24 protein-coding genes are annotated in these 24,093 nt (G+C 69.5%); 11 read left to right on the top strand and 13 right to left on the bottom strand.

Features of this window, described 5'->3' with window-relative positions; translation table 11 throughout:
* Positions 1-786 (top strand): cation:proton antiporter (locus AC1D1W_RS14295; protein WP_476944022.1); only part of this gene is annotated, 786 nt, incomplete at its 5' end.
* A 29-nt stretch (positions 787-815) separates the two neighbouring features.
* Here the strand turns inward: AC1D1W_RS14295 and AC1D1W_RS14300 are convergent.
* Complete coding sequence (locus AC1D1W_RS14300) at positions 816-1,994, bottom strand: ROK family transcriptional regulator (protein ID WP_476944023.1); 1,179 nt, start codon at positions 1,992-1,994, stop codon at positions 816-818.
* A 103-nt stretch (positions 1,995-2,097) separates the two neighbouring features.
* Here AC1D1W_RS14300 and AC1D1W_RS14305 point away from each other — a divergent pair, with 103 nt between their 5' ends.
* The 5 genes from AC1D1W_RS14305 to AC1D1W_RS14325 all read left to right on the top strand — a co-directional run bounded on the left by AC1D1W_RS14305 (position 2,098) and on the right by AC1D1W_RS14325 (position 7,143).
* Positions 2,098-3,804, top strand: coding sequence for a glycoside hydrolase family 13 protein (locus AC1D1W_RS14305; RefSeq protein WP_476944024.1), 1,707 nt, complete (start codon positions 2,098-2,100; stop codon positions 3,802-3,804).
* A complete protein-coding gene (locus tag AC1D1W_RS14310; protein ID WP_476944025.1) occupies positions 3,801-4,793 on the top strand; it encodes an aldo/keto reductase in 993 nt (330 codons plus the stop codon). The genes AC1D1W_RS14305 and AC1D1W_RS14310 overlap by 4 nt, the downstream gene beginning before the upstream one ends.
* A gap of 162 nt (positions 4,794-4,955) precedes the next feature.
* Positions 4,956-5,819, top strand: coding sequence for an HpcH/HpaI aldolase/citrate lyase family protein (locus AC1D1W_RS14315; protein WP_028276509.1), 864 nt, complete (start codon positions 4,956-4,958; stop codon positions 5,817-5,819).
* A 25-nt stretch (positions 5,820-5,844) separates the two neighbouring features.
* The gene (locus AC1D1W_RS14320) at positions 5,845-6,789 is read left to right on the top strand and encodes a DUF2797 domain-containing protein (RefSeq protein ID WP_476944026.1); all 945 of its coding nucleotides are present in this window, start codon (positions 5,845-5,847) and stop codon (positions 6,787-6,789) included.
* A 129-nt stretch (positions 6,790-6,918) separates the two neighbouring features.
* A complete protein-coding gene (locus AC1D1W_RS14325) occupies positions 6,919-7,143 on the top strand; it encodes a DUF3188 domain-containing protein (protein WP_028276510.1) in 225 nt (74 codons plus the stop codon).
* Here AC1D1W_RS14325 and AC1D1W_RS14330 read toward each other — a convergent pair.
* Entirely contained in the window at positions 7,133-8,830 is a 1,698-nt protein-coding gene (locus AC1D1W_RS14330; protein ID WP_476944027.1) for a SulP family inorganic anion transporter, read from the bottom strand. The two genes, AC1D1W_RS14325 and AC1D1W_RS14330, sit on opposite strands and share 11 nt — an antisense overlap.
* The gene (locus tag AC1D1W_RS14335; RefSeq protein WP_476944028.1) at positions 8,827-9,240 is read right to left on the bottom strand and encodes an ArsR/SmtB family transcription factor; all 414 of its coding nucleotides are present in this window, start codon (positions 9,238-9,240) and stop codon (positions 8,827-8,829) included. Before AC1D1W_RS14335 ends, AC1D1W_RS14330 begins: the two co-directional genes overlap by 4 nt.
* 218 nt (positions 9,241-9,458) lie before the next feature.
* Here AC1D1W_RS14335 and AC1D1W_RS14340 point away from each other — a divergent pair, with 218 nt between their 5' ends.
* The 4 genes from AC1D1W_RS14340 to AC1D1W_RS14355 are packed head-to-tail and all read left to right on the top strand — an operon-like array spanning position 9,459 to position 12,854.
* A complete protein-coding gene (locus tag AC1D1W_RS14340; protein ID WP_243181113.1) occupies positions 9,459-9,950 on the top strand; it encodes an FAS1-like dehydratase domain-containing protein in 492 nt (163 codons plus the stop codon).
* A gap of 2 nt (positions 9,951-9,952) precedes the next feature.
* Positions 9,953-10,390: a MaoC family dehydratase gene (locus tag AC1D1W_RS14345; RefSeq protein ID WP_243181112.1), complete on the top strand. Its 438-nt coding sequence runs from the start codon at positions 9,953-9,955 to the stop codon at positions 10,388-10,390.
* A gap of 14 nt (positions 10,391-10,404) precedes the next feature.
* Positions 10,405-11,730 carry an MFS transporter gene (locus AC1D1W_RS14350; RefSeq protein ID WP_476944029.1) on the top strand — a complete coding sequence of 442 codons (1,326 nt, stop codon included), beginning with the start codon at positions 10,405-10,407 and terminating at the stop codon, positions 11,728-11,730.
* A 56-nt stretch (positions 11,731-11,786) separates the two neighbouring features.
* The gene (locus AC1D1W_RS14355) at positions 11,787-12,854 is read left to right on the top strand and encodes a UDP-N-acetylmuramate dehydrogenase (protein WP_476944030.1); all 1,068 of its coding nucleotides are present in this window, start codon (positions 11,787-11,789) and stop codon (positions 12,852-12,854) included.
* 78 nt (positions 12,855-12,932) lie between these two features.
* Here the strand turns inward: AC1D1W_RS14355 and AC1D1W_RS14360 are convergent, their stop codons facing one another.
* Positions 12,933-13,481: a hypothetical protein gene (locus tag AC1D1W_RS14360; protein ID WP_476944031.1), complete on the bottom strand. Its 549-nt coding sequence runs from the start codon at positions 13,479-13,481 to the stop codon at positions 12,933-12,935.
* A gap of 89 nt (positions 13,482-13,570) precedes the next feature.
* Between AC1D1W_RS14360 and AC1D1W_RS14365 the strand changes: the two genes are divergently transcribed.
* Positions 13,571-14,677: a winged helix DNA-binding domain-containing protein gene (locus AC1D1W_RS14365; RefSeq protein ID WP_476944032.1), complete on the top strand. Its 1,107-nt coding sequence runs from the start codon at positions 13,571-13,573 to the stop codon at positions 14,675-14,677.
* A gap of 81 nt (positions 14,678-14,758) precedes the next feature.
* On the opposite strand, the gene asd is transcribed toward AC1D1W_RS14365, so the two are convergent.
* From asd to mshD, 9 genes are all read right to left on the bottom strand, one after another.
* Positions 14,759-15,901: an aspartate-semialdehyde dehydrogenase gene (gene asd, locus AC1D1W_RS14370; RefSeq protein WP_476944033.1), complete on the bottom strand. Its 1,143-nt coding sequence runs from the start codon at positions 15,899-15,901 to the stop codon at positions 14,759-14,761.
* A gap of 45 nt (positions 15,902-15,946) precedes the next feature.
* Positions 15,947-16,174, bottom strand: a complete 228-nt coding sequence (locus AC1D1W_RS14375; protein ID WP_028276519.1) for an NF038396 family protein — start codon at positions 16,172-16,174, stop codon at positions 15,947-15,949.
* On the bottom strand, positions 16,174-16,767 hold the full coding sequence (locus AC1D1W_RS14380; RefSeq protein WP_476944034.1) for a dihydrofolate reductase: 594 nt from the start codon (positions 16,765-16,767) through the stop codon (positions 16,174-16,176). The genes AC1D1W_RS14375 and AC1D1W_RS14380 overlap by 1 nt, the downstream gene beginning before the upstream one ends.
* The gene (locus AC1D1W_RS14385) at positions 16,764-17,567 is read right to left on the bottom strand and encodes a thymidylate synthase (RefSeq protein WP_243181106.1); all 804 of its coding nucleotides are present in this window, start codon (positions 17,565-17,567) and stop codon (positions 16,764-16,766) included. Before AC1D1W_RS14385 ends, AC1D1W_RS14380 begins: the two co-directional genes overlap by 4 nt.
* Positions 17,568-17,600: 33 nt before the next feature.
* Positions 17,601-18,002, bottom strand: coding sequence for a GntR family transcriptional regulator (locus AC1D1W_RS14390; protein ID WP_476944035.1), 402 nt, complete (start codon positions 18,000-18,002; stop codon positions 17,601-17,603).
* On the bottom strand, positions 17,999-19,657 hold the full coding sequence (locus AC1D1W_RS14395) for a hypothetical protein (RefSeq protein WP_476944036.1): 1,659 nt from the start codon (positions 19,655-19,657) through the stop codon (positions 17,999-18,001). Before AC1D1W_RS14395 ends, AC1D1W_RS14390 begins: the two co-directional genes overlap by 4 nt.
* A gap of 66 nt (positions 19,658-19,723) precedes the next feature.
* Complete coding sequence (locus AC1D1W_RS14400; protein WP_243181103.1) at positions 19,724-20,701, bottom strand: NUDIX hydrolase; 978 nt, start codon at positions 20,699-20,701, stop codon at positions 19,724-19,726.
* 11 nt (positions 20,702-20,712) lie between these two features.
* On the bottom strand, positions 20,713-22,977 hold the full coding sequence (locus AC1D1W_RS14405) for an RNA degradosome polyphosphate kinase (RefSeq protein ID WP_476944037.1): 2,265 nt from the start codon (positions 22,975-22,977) through the stop codon (positions 20,713-20,715).
* 89 nt (positions 22,978-23,066) lie between these two features.
* Entirely contained in the window at positions 23,067-24,089 is a 1,023-nt protein-coding gene (mshD, locus tag AC1D1W_RS14410) for a mycothiol synthase (RefSeq protein ID WP_476944038.1), read from the bottom strand.
* Positions 24,090-24,093: the final 4 nt, after the last annotated feature.

Genomic DNA, 24,093 nt, shown 5'->3' on the forward strand with positions numbered 1-24,093 from the left:
GCGTTCTGGGACGTCGTGGAACTGCTGGTCACCGGCCTGGCGTTCGGGCTGGTGGGGCTGGAAGTACGGCAGGTCATCCACGACGAAGGCAGCGGCGTTTTCGGCATGGTCGGGACGGCCGCGGTGGTGTGCGTCCTGGTGTTCGCCGCACGCTTCGCCTGGCTGGCCATGATGTCCGGCCTCTCCCGGGCGAGGAAGGATGTTCTGCGCCCTACTTCGGCCAACGACGTTCTGATACTCACGTGGTGCGGCATGCGGGGCCTGGCCACCCTGGCGCTGGCCCTGGCTCTTCCGCTAACCGTTGCGGACGGCACGCCGTTCCCGGCCCGCAGCGAGCTGCTGGTGATCGCCTGCGCCGTGCTGCTGGCCACTCTGGTGCTGCCCGGGCTGACGCTGCCGTGGCTCATGCGGGTCCTGAAGGCGTCCGAGGACGGTTCCGAAGAACGCGACGCCGCCCGCGTGTTGGCGAGCCGGGCGCAACAGGCAGCGATCGCGGCCCTGAAGGACAATGAGCTCATGAAGGAGCTGCCGGCGGATAAGGTGGCGCTCGTGAAGGAGAAAATGACCCGGCTGCACGCCGAGCTGCTGGACGGGAGCCTGCGGAATGAAAGCGCGGGGGAGCAGCGTAAGCGTGGCCGGGAACTGGCGATTGCGGTGCAGACGATCGCCCTCGATGCGGCCCGCCGGGAAGTCGTAGCGGCCCGGAACGAGCCGGGCATGGACCCGGAAGTCGCGGACCGGGTGCTGCGGCAGCTGGACCTGCGCACCATGATCATGCCGGACTAGGGCAACGGACTAGGGCAACGGACTAGGGCTCAGGCCGGGCCGGGGAGGGCCAGCTCCAAGGCATTCGCCTCAACGTAGTCCAGGGCGTGCCGGACCGCGCCCGCCGTGACGATCGCGTCGCCCAGGGGTGAGACCGTCACCCGCGGGGGAGTCGCGGTGAAGCGGGGAAGCAGCGCTGTGATGCCGGGCAGGAGCGCCCCGGCGGACTCGGCGACGGCGCCGCCGATCACCACCTGCTCGGGGTTGATCAGGCTCGCGATCGAGGCGATGACCCGGGCCATGCGCTCCGAAATCCGGTCCAGGATGGCCAGGGCCGCGGGGTCTCCCGCGGCCGCGTCCGCGAAGACGCGCGGCGCACTGGCAGGGCCGCCCGCGGAGGGGCCGCCGCCGGCCGCCGACCACTGCCGCACCAGGGCCGCGATGCCGTCGCTGGAGCCAACACCTTCCACCATGTCCAGATAGCCCATCTCGCCGGCGGCCCCGCCGCGGCCGTGGAGCAGGCGGCCGGATTCCATCACGCCGGCGCCTAGGCGTTCGCCGGCCAGGAGCACCACCAGATCATCCACGCCCACACCGGACCCGCGCCAGCGCTCACCGAGCGCAGCCAGGTTGGCGTCGTTCTCCAGGAGCACGGTCCAACCGTGCAGCTCCTTCAGCGCGGAGCGGAGCCCGACGTCGAACAGGCTCCAAAAACGCTGCGTCACCAGAACGTTGCCGTCGCGGTCCACCGGCGCTGCGATCCCGGCGCCGACGGCCAGGACCCTGCCCGGGTCCGCTCCCGCGGCTTCCAGCGCCTCGCGGCAGGCGAGATCGACGACGCCGATCCGCTCCTGCGCGGGGATGTCCGCCGCGCGGAAGCTTCCGCTGGAACGGCCGATCACCGTGCCGCGGAGGTCGGCCACGGCGGCGGTGGTGGTCGCGGCACCAATGTCCAGGCCCAGCACGAAGCCCGCTCCCCGGTTGAAGGCAAAGCGCCGGGCCGGCCGGCCCTTCCGCGGACTTGCCGGGTCTGCGGGCTGGTCCTGCTCCACGATCCAGCCCCGGCCGATCAGGTCCTCGCAGACGGCAATCACCGAGGCCCGGGTCAGCCCGGTCAGGGCCATCAACTCGGTTCCGGTGGCAACATCGGCGCCGCGGATGTGGCGGAGCACGGCCTGGGCGTTCACGCGGCGCAGCAGCTGCGGCGTGGCGGCGGCTGCGTGCGGCATCACTTCTTGACCTCTTCTGTCCCCGGACCCATAATTGTTCAGGCAATATATTTAGCTTGTATCTAAATTACCAGAAGCCCTCCCAGACCCGAAGGAATCTCCTTTGACCAACACCGCCACGCTGGCAACCCTGTCCGGTTCCGACCTCGCCGCCGACCCCAACTGGTGGCGCCAGGCATCGGTGTACCAGATCTACCCGCGGAGCTTTTCGGACTCCAACGGTGACGGCCTGGGCGACATCAAGGGCATCACCGCCAAGGTCCCGTACCTGAAGGACCTCGGGATCGACGCCGTCTGGCTCTCCCCGTTCTACCCCTCGGCCCTCGCCGACGGAGGCTACGACGTCGACGACTACCGCGACGTGGACCCCAAGCTCGGCACCTTGGCGGACTTCGACGAGATGTCCGCCGCGCTGCACGCCGCCGGCATCAAGCTCATCGCCGACATCGTCCCCAACCACTCCTCGAACCGGCACGAGTGGTTCCAGGAGGCCCTGGCCTCCCCGCGCGGCTCCGCGGCCCGCGAGCGCTACATCTTCCGCGACGGTCTCGGCGAAAACGGCGAGCTCGCGCCGTCGGACTGGGAATCCGTCTTCGGCGGCCCCGCCTGGGAGCGCATCACCGAGCCCGACGGCACGCCCGGCCAGTGGTACATGCACATCTTCGCCAAGGAACAGCCGGACCTGAACTGGGCCAACCGGGAAATCCGCGACGACTTCCTCAAGACGCTCCGCTTCTGGTCCGACCGCGGCGTGGACGGCTTCCGCGTCGACGTCGCCCACGCGCTGACCAAGGACCTCACCGAGCCGCTGATCTCCAAGGTGGAGCTCAGCGCCGCCAACACCGGAACGGACGGATTCCCGGACGGCTCGCACCCGTTCTGGGACCGCGATGAAGTCCACGAGATCTACGCCGAATGGCGCGAGGTGTTCAACGAATACAACCCGCCGCGCACCGCCGTCGCCGAGGCCTGGGTGCACGCCACCCGCCGCGCCCGTTACGCCAGCCCGGAGGGCCTGGGCCAGGCGTTCAACTTCGACCTCCTGCAGGCCGACTTCGACGCCGGCGAGTTCCGCGAAATCATCGCCCGGAACCTCGCCGAGGCCACCGAGTCCGGTGCCTCCTCCACCTGGGTTTTCTCCAACCACGACGTCGTCCGCCACGCCACCCGCTACGGCCTGCCCCAGGGCGGCGGCAAGCACGCCCAGGGCCAGGACGGCAAGGGCTGGCTGCTGGCCGGCGCCCCCGTCGAGGAGCTCGACGTCGAACTCGGCCTGCGCCGGGCCCGCGCCGCGACCTTGCTGATGCTGGCCCTGCCGGGTTCGGCCTACCTGTACCAGGGCGAGGAACTGGGCCTGCAGGAAGTCGCGGGGATCCCCGACGCCGAGCGCCAGGACCCCACCTTCTTCCGGAACAAGGGCGTGGAGATCGGCCGCGACGGCTGCCGCGTGCCCCTGCCCTGGGCCCCGGAGGGCACTTCGTTCGGCTTTGGCGCCGGCGGGGCACACCTCCCGCAGCCGGCCTGGTTCAGCCGCTACGCGGTAGCAGCCCAGGACGGCGTGGAAGGCTCCACGCTCGAGCTCTACCGCAAGGCCCTGAAGCTGCGCCGCGAACTCCAGACCTCGGAGGAACTGCAGTGGCAGGAATCCGGCAGCGCCGACGTCCTGCGCTTCAGCCGTCCCGGCGGCTGGCAGACGGTGACCAACTTCGGCGACGCGCCGGTTGACCTGCCGGCCGGCGAGGTGCTGGTCAGCAGCGGCCCGCTGGATGGCGGGCAGCTGCCGGCCAACACCACCGTCTGGCTGCGGTGAGTCCCGCACCGCAGGCTTCGCCCGGCACGCCCGCCGGCGGCAACCTCCCCCAGGAACTCGTCTACGGCTGCATGGGCCTGGGCGGCGACTGGTCGGCCGAGCCGTACTCGTCCGCACACGTGGACGAGGCGGCCGCGGCCGTCGAGGCCGCCCTGAACGCGGGCATCACACTGTTCGACCACGCGGACATCTACACCAACGGCAAGGCCGAAGCCGTCTTCGGCGAAGTCCTGGCCCGCACCCCCGGGCTGCGGGAGAAAATCCGGCTGCAGACCAAGTGCGGCATCCGGCTCAATGAGCAGGGTCTGGAGGCCTACTACGACCTCAGCCGGGGCGGCATCCTGGCGCGGGTCAACGAAAGCCTGGCCCGGCTCCGGACGGACTACGTCGACGTGCTCATGCTGCACCGCCCGGATCCCCTGATGGATCCGGCGGAGGTGGCCTCCGCCGTCGGGCAGCTCATGGCCGAAGGCAAGGTGCGGGCCGTGGGCGTGTCCAACATGTCGGGCCCGCAGATCGAGATGCTGCAGGACCGGCTCGAGGTTCCCGTGGTGGGCAACCAGCTCGAAATGAGCCTGCTGAAACGGGCGTGGCTGGAAAGCACGGTGCTGGTCAACCATGCCGAGGGCACGGACTACAGCTTCCCGCACGGGACCGTGGAGCACTGCGTCCGGAACGGCATCCGGCTGCAGGCGTACGGGTCGCTGGCCCGCGGCCTCTACACCGGGGCGCCGGCGGCCGCGCGGACGCCGGCCGAGGAGGCTGCCACCTCCCTCGTGGCCGCCCTGGCCGCCGAGAAGGGGACCACTGGGGAAGCGATCGTGCTCGGCTGGCTCATGAGGCACCCTGCCGGGATTGCGCCCGTGATCGGCACCGCGAACCCGGACCGGATCCTCGCCTGCGCCGGCGCCCCCGAGGCCGCCGCGGCGATGACGCGCGCCGAGTGGTACGGGCTCTGGGTCGCGGCCCGGGGAAGCAACATCCCCTAGCCGGTCCGCCCCACCCAACTGGCCGGCCGCCTGGCCGTTTTGAGCCTGGAAACGGCTTCTGCTGCCGGCCAGCTGGGCAGGGATGTGATTTTGGTCGTAATGGTCGCCGCTGAAGGCCGGATCGCTTAGCGGCAAGTGCCCCCGGGCGACTAGCGTAGATGCATGACCTCTACCACCACCGCCGAATCACTTCGGCCCCAACGCAACATCCCGGCCGACATCGCCCGCTCCTGGCTGCTGGTTAACGCGATGAAGACCGACCTCTTCGACCAGTCCGCCGTCTCCCGGGCCGATGCGATCATCCTCGACATCGAAGACGCGGTGGACCCCTCGCAGAAGGACGCCGCCCGCGCCAACGTCGTGAACTGGCTGACCGCCGGCGGCAGCGCATGGGTCCGGATCAACGACGCCACCAGCCCGTTCTGGGCCGACGACCTCGCCGGCCTGCGCGGCACCCCCGGACTGCTGGGCATCATGCTGGCCAAAACCGAATCGGCCGACCAGGTCACGGAGAGCTTCCACCGGATGGACGGCAAGACCCCGGTGATCCCCCTGGTCGAGTCCGCCGTCGGCATCGAGGAAGCCAACAACATCGCCAAGGCCCAGGGCGCCTTCCGCCTGGCCTTCGGCTCGGGCGACTTCCGCCGCGACACCGGCATGGCGGCCACCGCGGAAGCCATGGCCTACCCCCGCGCCAAGCTCGTTGTGGCCAGCCGCGTGGGCAACCTGCCCGGCCCCATCGACGGCCCCACCGTCGGGACGAACCACCCGATTCTGCGCGAACAGACCGGCATCACGGTGATGATGGGGATGACCGGGAAGCTCTGCCTCGCCATCGACCAGACCCCGGTCATCAACGAGGTCATCAGCCCCACCCCGTCCGACGTCGCCTGGGCCACGGACTTCATGGCCGACTTCGAAGCCAGCGGCCGCGTCATCCGGGACGGCTCCGACCTGCCGCGCCTGGGCCGGGCCGAGAAGATCATGAAGCTCGCCGTGGCCTTTGGCGTGCAGCCGGCCCTGTAGCCACATCACCACCGCAGGAGACCCCGTGACCGATACCCGCTATCTGGTGCACGGGGTCTTTTGGGATGGTCCGGCGCCGGGGCCCGCCGCAGCGTCCGGCGGCAGGCCACCGGCGATGCGCCTGCAGGGCCCTGGCGGCGCCTTCACCGCACTGACGCTCGACCCCGGCACCCGCCTCGGTTTCCGGCTCGCCGCCCCGGGCAAGCACTGCCTCGGGCACCACCAGGTGCACGGACCCGCGGACCGGGACCACGTCCTGTGCCCGGACCGGGCTCCCGCCGCAAGGGGCAGCCAGTGCGAGCGGTGCTTCGTGCTGGACGACTCCCGGCTGATCCATGACTTCCACCGCGGCGGCCGGGTCCCGCCGGGCCTGCGCGCGTACCTGATGCAGCCGCACTGGCTCTACGTCGCCACCTTCGCCAACGGGGCCAGCAAGGTCGGCACCGCGTCCCACCCGCGCAAATGGAACCGGCTCGCCGAGCAGGGCGCCGTCGTCGCCCGGTACGTCGCCCGTGCCGAGGACGGCCGCGTGGTCCGCCTCCTCGAGGACATGATCACGCGCGAGGCCGGGCTGCCGCAGCAGGTCCGCGCTGCCGCCAAGGCCGCTGCGCTGCTCGCCCCGGCAGCCGCCGTCGACCTCGACGCCCTGAACGGACGGCTGGCAGGGGAGGCCCGGACCCTGCTCGCCGGTGCCGGCGGGGAGGGCTTCGCGGTGGTGGATGAACGGTGGGCCCGGCCGGAGCTCTCCGCGAAGGCCTGCGCCCCGGCTGCCCGGCACTCCTATCCGCACGACCTCGCGGCCGGAGCGCACGGGTTCCGGATCGACGCGCTGAGCGGCAGCATTGCCCTCGCGGCGCTGGATGGCAGCGGACTGGAATTCGTGGTGAACCTGGGCCAGCTCAAGGCCCGGGTGATCGAACTCGGTGACCACGGCTCGGATGTCCCGGCCGTGCAGGAAGCCTTGTTCTGACGCTGGATTTGCCCCGCGACGCGCAAATTACCGGACGCGCCCGTATTCCCGCGCCGGCAGGCAATGTGAGTGTCGCCAGGAATTTTTGCGGCTCGCGGCGTCGTCCGGCCGCCCCGGTAGACTGGCACGGTGCTGAATGAATTCTGGGCCACCGCGTCAACCACCTACAAGGTGCTCGTCTTTAGCGCCATGGGCCTGATCGCCCTCGGCATCATCCTCAGCGTGGTGGGCAACAGCACCGGCAACCAGCCCCTTGCCCTCGCCTCACTGGCAGTGATCGGGCTCGGCCTGATCCTGCACATTGCCGGGCTTGTGGTCCGCGGCCAGGCGATCCGGAAAAACCTCAAGCGCTAGCGGCCGCGTTCCGCACCACATGGCTCCGGGCATGCTCCACCGCGTCCGGGAGGGATGTGAACAGGTGCTTGTGATGCCGCAGTGAGCGGATGACCCCCACATTGGTCACGAGCTCCAGATGCTGCGGCTGGACCCCCTTCAGCAGGACCGTGACCCCGCGCAGCTCCAGCGCGGAGACCACCTCAACGAGCATGTGGGCGCCCGTGGCGTCCAGCATCCGCAGCTGGGAGAGCCGGATGACGGCCACCTGGATGTCCCGGACCTGGCTGATCTCCTGCAGGACCCGCTCCGCTGCACCGAAAAACATGGCCCCGTCCAGCCGGAAGATGGCGATGTGCTCGTCGCCCGGAACCGGCGGCCCCGGGATGTCTTCGCGCCGGACCCCGCTCAGCGAAGCGAATGTCCGCAGCGTGAACACGGCGGCCGCGGCGAGTCCGATCTGGATGGCCACAATGAGGTCGAAGGCGACGGTAATGAGGGCGGTGACCACGAAGACCGCGGCGTCGGCCCGGGTGGAGCGCAAAATCGCCGTGACGGTGTGCCGCGAGACCATGCGGACGGCCGTGACCATGAGGATGCCGGCCAGCGCCGCCAGCGGGATCCTGCCGACGAGCCCCGCCGCCAGGTAGATGATGGCCAGCAGCACCAGGGCGTGCACCACCGCGGAGAGCCGGGTCTTGGCCCCGGAACGGACGTTCACGGCGGTCCGGGCGATCGCGCCCGTCGCGGGCATGCCGCCGAAGAATCCGGCAGCGATCGAGGCCAGCCCCTGGCCGGTGAGCTCCCGGTCCGGGCTGTACGCGCCGGACGGACGGCCGTCGGGGCCGACCATGCCGGCGGCCACCCGGGCCGAGAGCAGGGATTCGATGGCGGCGAGCGTCGCGATGGACACGGCCGGCATCAGCAGGCCTCCCAGCGCGGCCGGATCGACAGAGGGCATCGAGGGCGCCGGCAGGGAGTGCGGAAGCGCGCCGATCCGCGGTATGTCCAGCGCCAGCATCTCCGACGCCGCGGTGGTGAGCAGCACCGCGATCAGGCTCGCGGGCAGGGCCTTGCTCAGCCTGGGCAGCAGGTACATCACGGCCGCGACGCATGCCACCACCGCGAGCGTTTCCAGCACGGTCGGCATGGTGGCCTGCGACGCGCTCTCGACGGCGGCCAGGAGGGTGTTGTGGCCCGGCGTTCCCTCGGTGCCCGTGGCCAAGGGAACCTGCTGGAGGAAAATGATGGCGGCGATGCCGAGTGTGAAACCCTCCACGACCGGCCACGGGATGAACGCGAYGGCCCGGCCCAGCCCGCTGGCGCCCAGGACCACGACCAGCAGCCCGGCCAATACAGAGACCAGGGCAATGCTGCCGACGCCGTGGACGGCGACCACCGGGGCCAGGACCACCACCATGGCGCCGGTCGGGCCGGAGACCTGGACGTTGGATCCGCCCATGACGGCGGCGACAAGTCCTGCCACCACTGCGGTGATGAGTCCGGCCTCCGCCCCGACCCCGGAACTGACCCCGAAGGCCAGGGCCAGGGGGAGCGCCACAATGCCCACCGTGATGCCGGCGAACAGGTCCGTCTTCCAGGCGGACCTCAAGAGCTCGTAGTCGCGGCGGGACGGCACAAACCGGGCGAAGCGTCCCCGTGCCGTGGCAGATGTCGTCGCCGGGTCTGCTGCCTGGGCCGCGCTCACGTTGCCGTGGCGTCGAGGCGGCCGGTACTGTCGGCGTCGCCCGCGCGGTCGAGGTGGCCTGCCGGCATCTCCTGCGCTATCCGGAGCTGTTCGCTGGAACCGGCCAGGGTGTCCAGCAGGAAGACCCGGGCAATCGCGAGCAGCTCCTTGATCTTGGGATGAGTCAGCCGGTAGGTCACGACATTCGCCGTCCGGACCGACGTCACCACACCGTGCCGGCGCAGCGTGCCCAGATGCTGGGACAGGTGCGAGGGCTCCAGCCCCGTCTCGGCGAGCAGGTAACTGACCGGCGCCGTATTGTCCGGCGCGGCCGCCAGAAGCTCGAGGATCCGGATTCGGGCCGGGTGCGCCAGGGCTTTGAACAGGTTGGCCTTGATTTCATACAGGGGGGTCTGCGCGGCGGAGATCATGGCGGGGAAACACTTTCTCGCATCCGTTCGCGGCGCGGTGCGGCGGCGCCCTCGGCGATTCGGATTGATGGATTGATGTTTTCATCATATCGCGCCGGTCAAGACCCGCCGGAGCGCCGGTCAAGACCCGCCGGGGCGCCCGTCAGTGCCCGTCCGGTCCCCGGCGCTCACCCTGTCACGAAGCCGGACGGCTCCGGGCGTGGCGATAGGCTGGAACCATGACTATCAATCCGGACCTGCAGGGGCGCAGCTACCCTGCCGCAGAGGTGTATGACGTCGGCCGCGAGAAGATCCGCGAGTTCGCGCGCGCGGTCAAGGCCACCCACCCTGCCCACTTCGATGTTGCCGCCGCCGAGGCGCTGGGTCACAGGGACCTCGTGGCGCCGCCGACCTTCGCCATTATCGTCGCGCAGCGCGCCGACGCGCAGCTGATCGAGGATCCGGAATCCGGGATCGACTTCTCCCGCGTGGTCCACGCCGACCAGCGGTTCACGCACCACCGCCCGATCGTCGCGGGGGACCGGTTGGTCGCCGAACTGCACGTCGACGGCGTCCGCGCCATGGGCGGCGGAGCCATGATCACCACCCGCTCGGAAATCTTCGCCCTGGCCCCCGGCGATGCCACCGGTGTCGCCGGCGATGCCACCGGTGTCCGGGAGCCGGTCGCCACCACCACCTCGTCCATCCTGGTCCGCGGAGAGGGACAGTAGCCATGAGCATCGACATCGCAGCACTCACGGTCGGCCAGGACATTGGCAGCCGCAGCATTACCGTCACCCGCACCGACCTCGTCAAGTACGCCGGCGCATCCGGTGACTTCAACCCGATCCACTGGAACGAGGCCTTCGCCACCGGCGTCGGCCTGCCGGGCGTGATCGCGCACGGCATGTTCACCATGGGTGCGGCCGTCCAGCTCGTGACCGACTGGGCCGGCGATCCCGCCGCCGTCGTCGACTTCCAGACCCGCTTTACCAAGCCGGTTCCCGTCGCCGACACGACGGGGACACCGGAGTCCGGCGCCGTGATCGAGATCAGCGGGGCCATCGGGGCCCTCGACGCCGACGCCGGCACCGCCCGCGTCGACCTCACGGTCGTCTCGGCCGCCCAGAAGGTCCTCGTCAAGGCCCAGGCCGTCGTCAGGGTGGCCTAGCCCATGGCGTTGCTGTGAATCTGGCTGCTGTGACCAGGGAAGTCTTCGTCCCGCCCGCCGAGATCACGCACTGGCGAAACGCCGTGGTGGTGGCCTACGCCGCGAGCGGAATCGCATTCTCCACCTGGGTCTCCCGGCTGCCGGCCATCCGCGACGGCCTGGACCTGACTCCCGGCACCATCGGACTGCTCCTGCTCTGCATGACGGCGGGATCCTTCCTGTCCGTGTCCGCCTCGGGCCTGATTGTGCTTCGCCTTGGCTCCAAGCGCACCATCCGGATCGGCAGCATCATGGTCGGATTCGGGCTGGCGCTGGCAGGCTTCGGCACCTCGGTGCTCGCCAGCCCGGTGACGGTTGCCGCGGGTCTGGCAATCATCGGGCTGGGCACCGCCAGCTGGAACACCGCGTCCAACGTCGAAGGGGCGGCGGTGGAACGCGCCGTCCGGCGGCACATCATGCCCCGGCTGCACGGCTCCTTCAGCCTGGGCACTGTGGCGGGCGCCGGGCTGGGCGCCTGGGCTGCCGCCGCCGGGATCCCGGTCTTCCTGCACCTGGCCGTGGTGGGCCTGCTCGTGGCCGGCTCGGTGACCATCGCGGCGGCCTGGTTCCGGGCGGACATCACGCCCCTCGAGGCGGAGCAGCCCTTCAAAGCGTCCGGGACAGATACCTTCGAGGATCCTTCCACCGGGCCCATCCCGATCGTCCGGCAGACGGACGCGGTCCCGGAGCCGCCCTTGGACAACAAACGCCTCATCGCCCAGGCCTGGCGTGACAGGCGCACCCTGCTGCTGGGCGTGCTGGTCCTCGGGCTGGCCCTGGCCGAAGGAGCGGCGGGGGACTGGGTGGCGCTGGCGCTGGCCGACGGCCACGGCCAGACCGACGCCGCCGGAGCCGCCGGGTACGGGCTGTTCGTCACCTTCATGACCATCGGCCGCTTCGCCGGCACCCTGGTCCTGGACCGCTTCGGCCGGGTCCCGGTGATGCGCTGGTGCGCCGCGCTGGCGGTTCTGGGCCTCGGCCTGTTCGTCTTCGCGCCGGTACCGTGGCTGGCCTACGTGGCCCTGGCCATCTGGGGACTCGGCGCGTCCCTGGGCTTCCCGGTCGGCATGTCCGCCGCGGCCGACGATCCCGTCAAGGCCGCCGCGCGGGTGTCCGTGGTGTCCACGATCGGCTACGGAGCGTTCCTGTGCGGGCCGCCGCTGCTGGGGCTGCTGGCCGAGCACGTCGGCATTCTCCACTCGCTGCTGGCCGTCATGGTGATGCTGATCGTCAGTTTCCTGCTCTCCCCGGTTACCCGTAAACTCCCCGCGCCCGTGCCCTTGCCGGGACAGAGCCGCTAGCCAGGTGCGGCCGGCACCGGCTTAGGCGGGCTGATGATCCCGGCTAGGCTGGTCAGGTGACCCAGATCCAGCTCTCCGCCCTGACCACCTCCGCCGTCGGCGGCCCCGCCGGCAGCTACATCGAGGCCCGCACCGAGGCCGCGATCATCGACGCCGTGCGCACCGCGGACGCCGCCGGCCAGTCCCTGCTGATCATCGGCGGCGGCTCCAACCTGTTGGTGTCCGACGCCGGGTTCCCCGGCACGGTGCTGAAGATCGCCTCCGACGGGTTCACCGTCGACGCCGAGGACTCCTGCGGCGGCGTGGCGGTGGTGGTCCAGGCCGGCCACAACTGGGACGCCTTCGTTGAACACGCCGTGAAGCATGCCTGGTCCGGCGTCGAAGCCCTCTCCGGAATCCCCGGTGCCACGGGCGCCACCCCCGTGCAGAACGTCGGCGCCTACGGGGCCGACGTCTCCCAGACGATCGCCGTCGTGCGCACCTGGGACCGGGAACGCAACGCGGTGAAGACCTTCACGAATTCCGAACTCAAGTTCGGCTACCGGGACTCCATCCTGAAGCAGACCACCGTCAACGGCTCACCGCGCTATGTGGTGCTCACCGTGGAATTCCAGCTCCCGCTCGGCCGGAAGAGCGCCCCGGTCCGCTACGCCGAACTCGCCCGGGTGCTCGGCGTCGAGCAGGGCCAGCGGGCCTACTCCACCGACGTCCGGCGCGAGGTGCTGCGGCTCCGGGCGTCCAAGGGCATGGTCTGGGACGCGGACGACCGTGACACCTACTCCACGGGATCCTTTTTCACGAACCCGATCGTGACCGAGGACGTCGCGGCACGGCTGCCGCAGGAGGCCCCGCGTTACCCCGCCGGTGCGGACGGGCTGACCAAGCTCTCGGCGGCGTGGCTGATCGACCAGGCCGGGTTCGCCAAGGGCTTCGGCCTGGACCCGGACAGCGTCTCGGGCGGCCGGGCCTCGCTGTCCACCAAGCACACCCTCGCCATCACTAACAGGGGAGGGGCGAGCGCGGCGGACATGCTGGCCGTCGCGCGCGAGGTCCGCCAAGGCGTCGCCGAACGTTTCGGCATTGAACTGCACCCGGAGCCGCTGCTGATCGGCGTCGATCTCTAGGGAAGGTCCGGTCCCGGGAAAAGGGCCGCTGCCCGGGCAAGGCTGGGGCAGCGCAGGCAGGGCGCCCGCGCGCCCCGGCTACGGTTCCGTGTGGCGGGGTGCCACTTTGCTGAAAAGCATGAAGGTGAAACCGGAGGCCGCGGCCCCGAGCAGGAAGACCTGGCAGAACGCCACGGACTGGACGCTGGGCCCGCTTTGCAGCACCAGTCCGGCGCACGCAAACGCCACGGCGCCGGCGAGGAACGCCAGGGAGCCGAGCAGGAAGGCCTGTACGGTGGCCGGAAATTCGCCGCCATAGTCGAGCTGGAGCTCCCGGCCCTGCGGGGCAATGCTGCCGTGCTTCACAGCCGCCTGCACCCGTGCCTGAGACCGTGACTGAGACCGTGACTGAGACCGTGACCGTGCCCGCGGCTGCAACGCCGCGGCCGTGACGAAGCTGGCCACGGACACCGCCATGGACAAGGCGGCCACCAGCTGCAGGGTGCTCATCATGGGCGAGAGCCGGGTGCCGCTGGCGATGGCGACGGCGAGCCCGGCAGCCATGCCGGCGGCGCTGGACGCCCAGCCCAGCAGGGCCAGCTTCCGGCACAGGGGCCGCAGCAGCGGCCACACCTCACTCATAGTCATGATTCAAGGGTAGGGAAGCCTGCTGGATGGCGGCTGGGAACAGCCGGGCAACAACCCGACAGGCAACACAGGCGGCTTACCATGGTTCCATGGCAGCAGTGACGGGCATCCGCCGGCTTGGCCCCGGAATCATCGGCAGGCTGCGGCTGGCCGCCCAGGGACTGCTGGGACCGGGGTTTCAGTCCGTCCCCGACGCCGTCCGCGGCATGACGGCGATGCAGGCCCAGGACCTGCAGGCCGTGCTCTGGGCCGTCGGCCAGCGCGTGCCGGGTTCCCGCGCCGAAGACGTCCGCGGGGCGCTGGACCGGGCGGAGATCGTCCGTTCCTGGCCAATGCGCGGTACTTTGCACGTGCTGGCACCCGAGGACTTGAAATGGATGCTGGCCATCACCTCCGACCGGCTGATCCAGGGCCTGGCCCGGCGCCACCGGGAGCTTGAGATCACGGCAGCGGACGTCGACGCCGCCGCGGCAACTGCCCTGCACCTGGTCTCCGGAGGAGCTGCCAGCCGGGCGGAGCTGTTCCAGGCCTTCGAACGGGCGGGTCAGTCCACGGCGGCCCAGCGCGGCATTCATCTGCTCGGGATCCTGTGCCAGCGGGGGTTGCTGGTGCAGGGGCCGCTGGCCGGCAACCAGCAGCTGGTCGTGGCCTTTGGCGACTGGATCACCGAGTCGCGGACCCTGGACCGTTCCGACGGCATCGCCGAGTGGCTGCTGCGCTACTTTCGCAGTCACGGCCCCGCCACGGAACGTGATTTTGCCTGGTGGGCCGGCATTCCGCTGACGGAAACCCGGGCGGCCCTGGCCCGGGTGTCGGACCAGCTGGCGGAGCTGGAGTTTGAGGGGACCAGCTACTGGCTCTCTGCAGAGACAGCCGCGCTGCTCGACGACGGCGTCCCCGGTCAGCGCACGGTGCTGGCGCTGCCGGGGTTCGATGAATTCCTGCTCGGCTACGCGGACCGGTCCCTCGTGCTGCCGCCGGAGCATGCCGACAAGATCGTCCCCGGCGGCAACGGCGTGTTCAAGAAGACCATTGTGGCCGGCGGCGGCGTGATCGGCACCTGGGCCGGGCCGCCGGGCCGCAGGGGAGCCGGCGTCGTGCCCGAACCCTTCGACCCTGTTAACGGGCTGCGGCCCGCCGCCCAAAAGTCTTTTGGGCTGCAGGCCGCGAAATACCGCAGATTCCTTGGCGCCTGAACAGGTGCCGGAACAGGTGCCTGAACTTCCGCCTGAAGGGGTGTCTGAACGTCCGCCTGTATGCGTGTCCCGGACGGGCTCCTAGAGGTTTCCGGTGGCGATGCGGAGCATGCGCCGCAGCGGCTCCGCGGCGCCCCACAGCAGCTGGTCGCCCACCGTGAACGCGCTGATGTACTGCGGACCCATCTCAAGCTTGCGGATCCGGCCCACCGGAATGTCCAGGGTGCCGGAGGCCGCCACGGGCGTGAGCTCGGCCATCGAGGCTTCCTTGGTGTTTGGCACCACGCGGGCCCACTGGTTGTCCGCGTCCACGAGCTTCTCGATCTCGGCGACCGGGAGGTCCTCGCGCAGCTTCAGTGTCAGGGCCTGGGAGTGGGAGCGCATCGCACCGATCCGGATGCACAGGCCGTCCATGACGACGCGGTTCGCGGCGGAGGTGCCAAGGATCTTGTTCGTCTCCACTCCGGCCTTCCACTCCTCCTTGGACTGGCCGTTGCCGAGGTCCGCGTCGATCCAGGGGATCAGGGAACCGGCCAGCGGAACGCCGAACTGTGTGGCGTCGATGCCGGCGCGCTGGTGTGCCAGGACCTTGCGGTCGATTTCGAGGATCGCCGACGCCGGGTCGTCCAGTTCGGAGCTGACCTCGGCGTTGAGGCTGCCGAACTGGTTCAGCAGTTCACGCATGTGGCGTGCCCCGCCGCCGGAGGCCGCCTGGTACGTCATGGACGTGCCCCATTCGACCAGGTCGTTCTTGAAGAGCCCGCCCAGGCCCATCAGCATGCAGGACACGGTGCAGTTGCCGCCGACGAAGTCCTTCACCCCGCCGGAGAGGCCGGCGTCGATGACGTCCCGGTTGATGGGGTCCAGCACGATGATGGAATCCTCATTCATGCGCAGCGTGGAGGCGGCATCGATCCAGAGGCCGTCCCAGCCTCGGCTGCGGAGCTCGCCGTGGACCTGCTTGGTGTAGTCCCCGCCCTGGGCGGTGACAATAATGGGCAGCTTCGCCAGCGTCTCGAGGTCGAACGCGTCCTCAAGCTTGCCGGCGGCGCCCGCAGCGGCGCCGGCCAGGGCCGGGGCGGCACCGCCCGCGTTCGAGGTGGAGAAGAAGACCGGGTTGATGTTGGCGAAGTCGCCCTCATCCTGCATGCGCTGCATGAGGACGGAACCGACCATGCCACGCCAACCAACCAGGCCGACGGACGGGGTAGCTGCTGTAGTCATGGGCCCAGTTTAGACTTCGCGGCCCGCCCGGCGCAGTCGGTTACGTCACGCGTTATAGTCGCCGCGGGGCTCTTCCAGCAGTGCCGCCTTGCGCCGGCGCAGCGCGAAAACCGCCCCGAACGTGAAGACCTGGGTCACCACCACCAGCACGATCGCCCCGAGGATCTTGTTGCCGCCCAGGATCATGGTCAGCCCCACGACCGCGGAGAGCAGTGCGAGCAGGGGCAGGAGCATGTACCCCAGGACAAAGAGTGTTTCTGGCTTCCTCAGCATTACTTGGCCTCCGTCCGGCGCCACAGCGTGATCCGGTAGCGGGTGCCGTTGGCGGAGGTCAGCCAGCCGTTGGCCGGGAGGCTGGCCGAGACGGTCCAGTCGTAGCCGAGTTCCGGAGCGAAGGTGTCCCCTTCGGCGCTGGTGTCGATGGTGGTGACGACGGCGACGTCGGCAAGGTCCAGAGACTGGGCAAAGATTTCGCCGCCGCCGATGATCCACACGGTCTCATGGCCGGCCACGAACTGGGATTCAAGCAAGGCGTCATCGAGCGACGCCACCGCGACGGCGCCTTCCGCGCCGGGGGTGTCCCGCCAGGCGGCCTGGCGGGTGATGACGATGTTCGTCCGGTCGGGCAGGGGGCGGTACTTGTCCGGGAATGATTCCCAGGTCTTGCGTCCCATGATGACCGGGTGGCCGGTGGTGAGGCGGCTGAAGTGCGACATGTCTTCGGGCAGGTGCCACGGCATGTCGCCGGCCTTGCCGATCACCCCGGTGCTGGTCTGGGCCCAGACGAGCCCGAGGCCAGTGGCGGACGCTCGGAGTTGCTCCGTGAAATCGCCGGGCTGCACGCCCGCGGTGTTGTCGTTGCTCATACGGCTATCGGGGCCTTAATCGTCGGGTGGTGCTGGTAGCCGACCACCTCGAAGTCCTCGAGGGTGTAGTCGAAGATGGAGTCCGGCTTGCGGGTGATGTTCAGCTGGGGGTAGTCGTAGGGCTCGCGGGCGAGCTGCTTGAGGACCTGGTCCATGTGGTTGTCGTAGATGTGGACATCCCCGCCGGTCCAGACGAATTCGCCCGGTTCCAGGCCGGTCTGCTGCGCGATCATGCGTGTCAGCAAGGCGTAGGACGCGATGTTGAAGGGCACGCCCAGGAAGGTGTCCGCTGACCGCTGGTACAGCTGGCACGAAAGCTTGCCGTCCGCCACGTAGAACTGGAAGAACGCGTGGCATGGGGGCAGGGCCATGTCCTTGAGTTCGGAGACGTTCCAGGCCGAGACGATGTGCCGGCGCGAATCCGGGTTGGACTTCAGGTTCTTGATGAGTTCGGCGATCTGGTCGATGTGGCCGCCGTCGGGCGTGGGCCAGGAACGCCACTGGACCCCGTAAACGGGACCGAGTTCGCCGTCGGCGTCGGCCCATTCGTCCCAGATGGTGACGCCCTGGTCCTGCATCCATTTGACGTTCGTGTCGCCGCGGAGGAACCAGAGCAGCTCCACCGCCACGGACTTGAAATGCACCCGCTTGGTGGTGATCAGCGGGAAGCTCTTGCTCAGGTCGAAGCGGAGCTGGCGGCCAAAAACACTCAGGGTGCCGGTGCCGGTGCGGTCCGATTTGTGCGTGCCGTGCTCGAGGACGTCGCGCAGGAGGTCTTCATAGGGCGTAGGGATGCTCACCGTTCCAGTCTACTGAGAACTCGCCGGCTCTCCTTATTTGTGTGACCCGCCCTGCCTCGCCCGCAGGATCGCCAGCAGTGCCGCGTCGTCGAGCCCGGCTGTGCGGCCTTCCGTAATGCAGCGGTCGACGGCGGCGATCACCTCCACCGGGACCGTGCCCGGGGGAAGTGCGGGCGGGGGCAGGATCGGCTGGCTGCCGGCGACCACCGTGCCGTTGCGCCGCCGGGTTTCGACCAGTCCGGCCAGTTCGAGTTCCTTGTAGGCCCGCGCGACTGTCCCGGCAGCGAGGCCCAAGTCCGACGCGAGGCTGCGGACGGTTGGCAGCCGGGTTCCCGCTGCAAGCGTCCCGAGGCTGATGAGGGAGGCGATCTGCGTCCGGATCTGCTCGAAGGGGGGAACCGGCGAACGCAGGTTGATGGCGATGCCCGCCGTCATGCGGCGACTTCCTTCCGCGGCAGGGGAGCCGGGGTCTTCCGGGCCAGGCCGCCCACGGGGACGACGGCGATGAGCACGGCACTGGCGGCCAGGACAGCGCCGGCCAGGGTCGCGGGCCACCACGATCCGGCGGCCGGATCGACGGCGTCGCCGAACGCGTCCGACCCGAACACCGCCGCCCAGGCGTTGGTCTGGGTCAGCAGCAGGACACCGGCCTGGGCCGTGAGGGTTGCGGCGAGGGTCCGCACGATGCGGTGGACAGTGATGGCGCGCAGCGCGGCGTCCAGACCGCGCGGGGCGTCGCGGATGCCCTGGCGGGACCGGGCCCGGAGGAACGCCGGCAGGGCGGCAACGCAGGTCCCGGCCGTGAGCAGCGCAACCGGAACCCAGCCGGAATCTTCGGCCAGCAGGGCCCGCCCCGCGGTGGTGACGGCGAGGGCTGCCAGGAAGACCAGCAGCGCCAGGACCGCCGTGGTCAGCAGGGCGGCGTTGACCGGCTGCCGGGGCCAGGTGCGCGGCGCCTCGGGCGATCCGTAGTTGCGCTGCAGGACCAGCTCGCCTCCGGCGATGACCAGTAGGACGCAGATGCCCATCAGGGCCACGAGTCCCGCAAGTCCGTAGCCGGCGGCCGCCATGATCACGGGGGCGAGGAAGGCTCCGGCGACCAGCGGCACGGCGGCCGCGAGGCCCAGGAGCGCTCCAAGTGAGGAGACCAGCCTGGCGGCCGGGTGCTGGCGGCCGGTGGCGATCCCTGATTCCGGCCGGTTCCGGACGCCCAGCCCGGCGGAAGCAAGCCGAGGCGGCCGCCACCACCACATCACGAGCAGAACCACGGTCGCCGCGAGGCCGGCGAAGTTCGTCCACGATCCCGTTTGCTGGGCCGGATCGGGACGGGCCGCGAAGTTCCCCGCGATGACTGCCAAGCCGGCAGCCACTGTGGACACTGTGCGCAGCAGCCGGTTCATCGCGATGGTCCGCAGTACAGCGTTGTCCGCCGCGTCAAGGGACTCCAGCTGTCGGCGGCGGCCGATCAGCCACAAAACCAGCCACGTGCCGACGGCCAGCACCAGCAGGGCGCCGCCGAGCCAGGCGGCCACCTCCGGTCCGGGGATACGGCCGTCGCCGCCGCTGTTGTAGTAGCCGTACGCGCCGTCGCTGACCGTAGTGGGAGCCACGGCCGCGAACCCGGGCAGCGTGGCAGTCCGGGCGATGGCCGCGGCAGCCGAGACGAAGATCGCAGCCGTGGTCAATGCCAGCCTGCGGGGCAGGAAGTCTTTGATGCGCCGCACGGACAGCACGGCCTGCCGCCGCATTCGCCGCGGACCCGGGTAGCTGACCTGTCCCAGGGCATGCACGCCCAGGCAGCCCAGGACGGGCCATGCCAGCGCCGGGATGATCGAGTCGGCGCCCACCACGGCGGACGCTGACGGATTGGCCGGGATGATGCCCAGGGTCATGGCGCCCTGGAGTGAGCTCGCGAGCCAGCCGATCACACCTACCCACAGCCCGTGCTCCGACACTGTCTGCGGCGACGTTCCGGTCCCGGGAGCCCAGATCACCCACCGCAGAACGGCATACACCAGCAGGGCGGCGATCGCCGGGCCGAGCAACAGCATCGGCGGCACGTTCAGCAGGACCGGCACGGAATCCCCCAAGATTCAGCAGTAATGTATCAAGCTATTGATACAAACTAGGCTTAGGGCCCCCCGGGGTCAAGGACCTCAGTCGTCGAACGGCTTGAACCGCTCCACCGCGACCACTTTTTTCTTGCTGCCGCGGGCGACGTGGCATACCACGATCTCGCCCGGCGCCAGGAACGGGTCCGAGGACGGCAGCAGGTCCCGCAGCCGGGAGTTCATGTGCTTCGCGAGTTGCTTCAGGACCGTGGGCAGGGCCGGACGGTGCGTACACAGCGCCACGGCCCGCTGCTTGTCGAACAATCCCTCGACGACGGCTGCCGTCTTGTGCGGGCTGCGGCTGTGCCGGTGCTCGGTGAGGGCCTCGTTGAGCTTGACCTTGGCGTCGGCCGCCTTGGCGTAGGGTGCGATGGTGGCCACGCACCGCAGCCACGGGCTTGAAACGATCCGCGCGGGCTTCCACGCCTGCAGGAGCCGCCCCACCGACTGCGCCTGCCGCATGCCGGTGGCGGCCAGCGGACGGTCGCCCTCGGCCTTGGACCAGGACGAGCGGGGCTTGGCCTTCGCGTGGCGCACGATCAGCAGCGGCCAGGTCGCCAGCTCCCCGCGGTCGTGGGCGTTCACCAGGTGCTGCAGCGGCTCGATGTCGCTCGGGTTGCTCAGGAGGCGGGCGGCCTTCTCGGGCGGGCACCACATGACGCTGTCGACTTCCGTGCCGTCCGGGATCAAGGCGGCGCCGTCGACGTCGACCGCCCAGTAGTGGACCACCTTCAGCCCGGCCGCCACATGGTAGTGGATGGGCGGGAGCGGGATCCCCAGGGGGGCGGTGAGCCCGATCTCCTCCTCCACCTCGCGCACGGCGCACTCCGGGATGGTCTCGCCGGCGTCGATTTTGCCCTTCGGCCAGGACCAGTCGTCATACCGCGGACGGTGGATCAGCAGGACCTCGAGCTGGTCCTTGTTTACCGAATTGAGGCGCCACGGGATGGCGCCCGCCGCCGTGACGGAAACCTCTTCACCGGGTTGGTCAGCCTGGTCCGCAACCAGTGCATCGCTGCTCACACTCACGATCCCTACCGCAGGCTGGTCGAGCGCTGGCGCGAGCGGGAGGCGAGCAGCCAGGACTGCACGTCCTTGAGGTCCTGGCCGTCTTCCGCCAGGTGGTGGCGGGTCCATTCACCCTGCTTGTCCAAATGCCAACTCGCCGTTTCGGGCACCATGTAGCGGTTGAGCAAGTCCAGGACATAGCTCGTGTCGTCGCCGCTCGTCAGCTGCACGAGGGCTTCAACCCGGCGGTCGAGGTTGCGGTGCATCATGTCGGCCGAGCCGATGTAAACCACCGGGTCGCCGGCATTGGCGAACGCGAAGACGCGGGAGTGTTCCAGGAAGCGGCCCAGCACGGAGCGGACCGTGATGTTCTCGCTCAGGCCGGGAACGCCGGGCCGCAGGGAGCAGATGCCGCGGACAATGACATCCACCTGCACTCCGGCCTGGGACGCGCGGTACAGGGAATCGATGATGGCTTCGTCCACCATCGAATTGACCTTGATCTGGACGCGGGCGGGGATGCCGGCCCGGGCGTTCCTGATCTCGGTTTCGATCCTGTCGATCAGCCCGGAACGGACCGAGCGCGGCGCCACGAGCAGCCTCTTGAACGTGGACTTCGGCGCGTAGCCGGAGAGCTGGTTGAACAGCTTCGAAAGGTCTTCGCCGACCTGTTCGTTCGCCGTCAGCAGGCCCAGATCCTCGTAGTAGCGGGCCGTACGGGGGTGGTAGTTGCCAGTGCCGATGTGGCAGTAGCGGCGCAGGCCGTCCACTTCCTGGCGGACCACGAGGGAGAGCTTGCAGTGGGTCTTGAGCCCCACGATGCCGTACACCACATGGACGCCTGCCTGTTCCAGTTTCCGGGCCCAGGAGATGTTCGCCTGCTCGTCAAAGCGCGCCTTGATCTCCACGAGCGCCAGGACCTGCTTGCCGGCCTCGGCGGCGTCAATCAGGGCATCGACAATCGGGGAGTCACCGGACGTGCGGTACAGGGTCTGTTTGATGGCCTGGACTTTGGGGTCCGCGGCTGCCTGTTCCAGGAACGCCTGGACCGACGTGGAGAAGGAGTCGTACGGGTGGTGCAGGAGGATGTCCCGTCGCCGCATGGCGGCAAAGACGTTGGCCGCCTTGGACGTTTCCGATTCGTTGAGGTAGCGCGAGGTGTGCGGGACGTGCTTGGGGTAGTGCAGGTCCGCCCGGTCGATCCCGGCAATCACCGAGAGTCCGCGCAGGTCCAGCGGCGCCGGCACGGAGTAGACCTCGGATTCCTCGACGCCGAGCTCGCGGATCAGCAGGGCACGGATGTTCGGGTTGATGTCATTGGTGACCTCAAGGCGGACGGGCGGGCCGAACCGGCGGCGCAGGAGTTCCTTCTCCAAGGCCTGCAGCAGGTTTTCGGCGTCGTCCTCTTCGACCTCGACGTCCTCGTTGCGGGTCACGCGGAAGATGTGGTGTTCCAGGACCTCCATGCCGGCGAACAGCTGGTCCAGGTGCACGGCGATCACTTCTTCGAGCGCGATGAACCGTGCCACCCGTCCCGGGACGGAGCCGGCGCGGGCGCCGTCGATGGAGATCAGGCGCGGGAGCTGGTCAGGGACCTTGACACGGGCGAAGAGCTCCTTGTCGCTGACCGGGTTGCGGACCACCACGGCGAGGTTCAGGGACAGCCCGGAGATGTAGGGGAACGGGTGCGCCGGGTCCACGGCCAGCGGCGTCAGGATCGGGAAAACTTTTTCCGCGAACATGGCGCTGAGCTGGTCCTTGGCCTGCGAGTCGAGTTCCTCCCAGTGCATCAGGTGGATGTGCTCATAGGCCAGCGCCGGACGGATCTGTTCGGCGTAGACCCGGGCGTGGCGCTGCTGCAGCCGGTGGGCCTCCTCCCCGATCTGCTCCAGGACCTGCATGGGGCTCAGCCCGGCAGGGGAGGGGACGGCGAGCCCCGTGGCGATCCGCCGCTTCAGCCCGGCCACCCGGACCATGAAGAACTCGTCCAGGTTGGAGGCGAAGATGGACAGGAAGCTGACCCGCTCCAGCAGGTACAGGTTGGGGTCCTCGGCCAATTCCAGGACCCGCGCGTTGAACGCAAGCCAGCTCAGTTCCCGGTCCAGAAACCGGTCGGGGCGGATGTCGCCTTCCGGTTCCGGGTTCGGCGCGAACTCCGGAATATCGATCCGGTCCTGCGTGGCGCGCGAGGCCGGCACTTCGGAGGAGCCAAAGCGTGCACGTACCGGACGCGTCCCCTTTTCCGGCGTTGCTGGTTCAGACGTGGATGTCCGGGCGGTATCCCGTGGCATGGTGTCTCCTCAATGCTGGCGCGATGTAGCTTCAACCTTACAAGCAATCATGGCCGGATGACCCCAGGTTTCGGCCCGGGCCGGGACGGTTATCCGCCGACTTGACTAACGCGGTCCGGCGCGGGAGCGGCGGCCTGTGCTGGCTGCTGCGGCAGCGGCGCGTACATCACATCGACATCCCAGCGGGTGAATCCGAGCCGGCGGTAGAGGGCGACGGCGGGGGTGTTGTCGGCATCGACGTAGAGCATGACGGCGCGGAGCCCCAAGCCCTGGAGATGCCTGATGCCGGCGACCGTGAGGGCCTTGCCGAGCCCGGACCCCTGGGCATCGGGGGTCACGCCCACCACGTAGACCTCGCCCATTGCGGGGTGGTCGCCGTGCCGGGGGTGCACCTTGGTCCAATGGAATCCCAGGATCCGGTCCGCCGGGTCGACGGCCAGCAGGAAGCCCGCGGGATCAAACCACGGTTCGGCCATCCGGGCGTCCAGATCGGCCCGCGTCATGTTGCCTTGCTCCGGGTGGTGGGCGAAAGCGGCCTTGTTTGCGGCCAGCCAGGCGTCCTCGTCCCGGCCGGGCACGAAGGTGCGGAGCTGTACGCCGTCCGGGAGGTGCGCCTCCGGCAGGGCCGCTGCCGCCGTCATCAACCGCATCTTCCACAGCTCACGCACGGCGCCGTAGCCGTAGCGGGCTGCGAGGTCGGCCGCGGCCTCGTGGTTTCCGTGGGACCAGGCTTTCAGGCCGGCGAAGCCGCGGACGGTCTTCAGTTCGCCCAGCAAGCGGTCGCCCACGCCCTGGTTGCGGTAGCTGGGATGGACGGCGACCTCGAGGATGCCGGTGCCGTCGGGTTCCTCGATGACGACGGCGACGCCGGCCAGGTCCTGCGCCGTCGCGGGATCCAACTTGTCGTCAGGGGCATAGAGGGCCAGGGCAAGCACCGAGTGCTCGCCCGTATCGCCGGCGCGCAGCGTGACAAGGGTCTGTTCGGACAGCGGCGGATTGCCGTCGGACTCTTCCGCCGCGGCGACAAGGGCGGCGACGTCCCGCAGCAGCGCGGCGTCCACGGTTCCTTTTTCAGTGTGTACGGGCCAGTTTTCCGGGTGCGCAGGGCTCATGGGC

Source organism: Arthrobacter sp. P1_B4 (genome assembly GCF_056406555.1).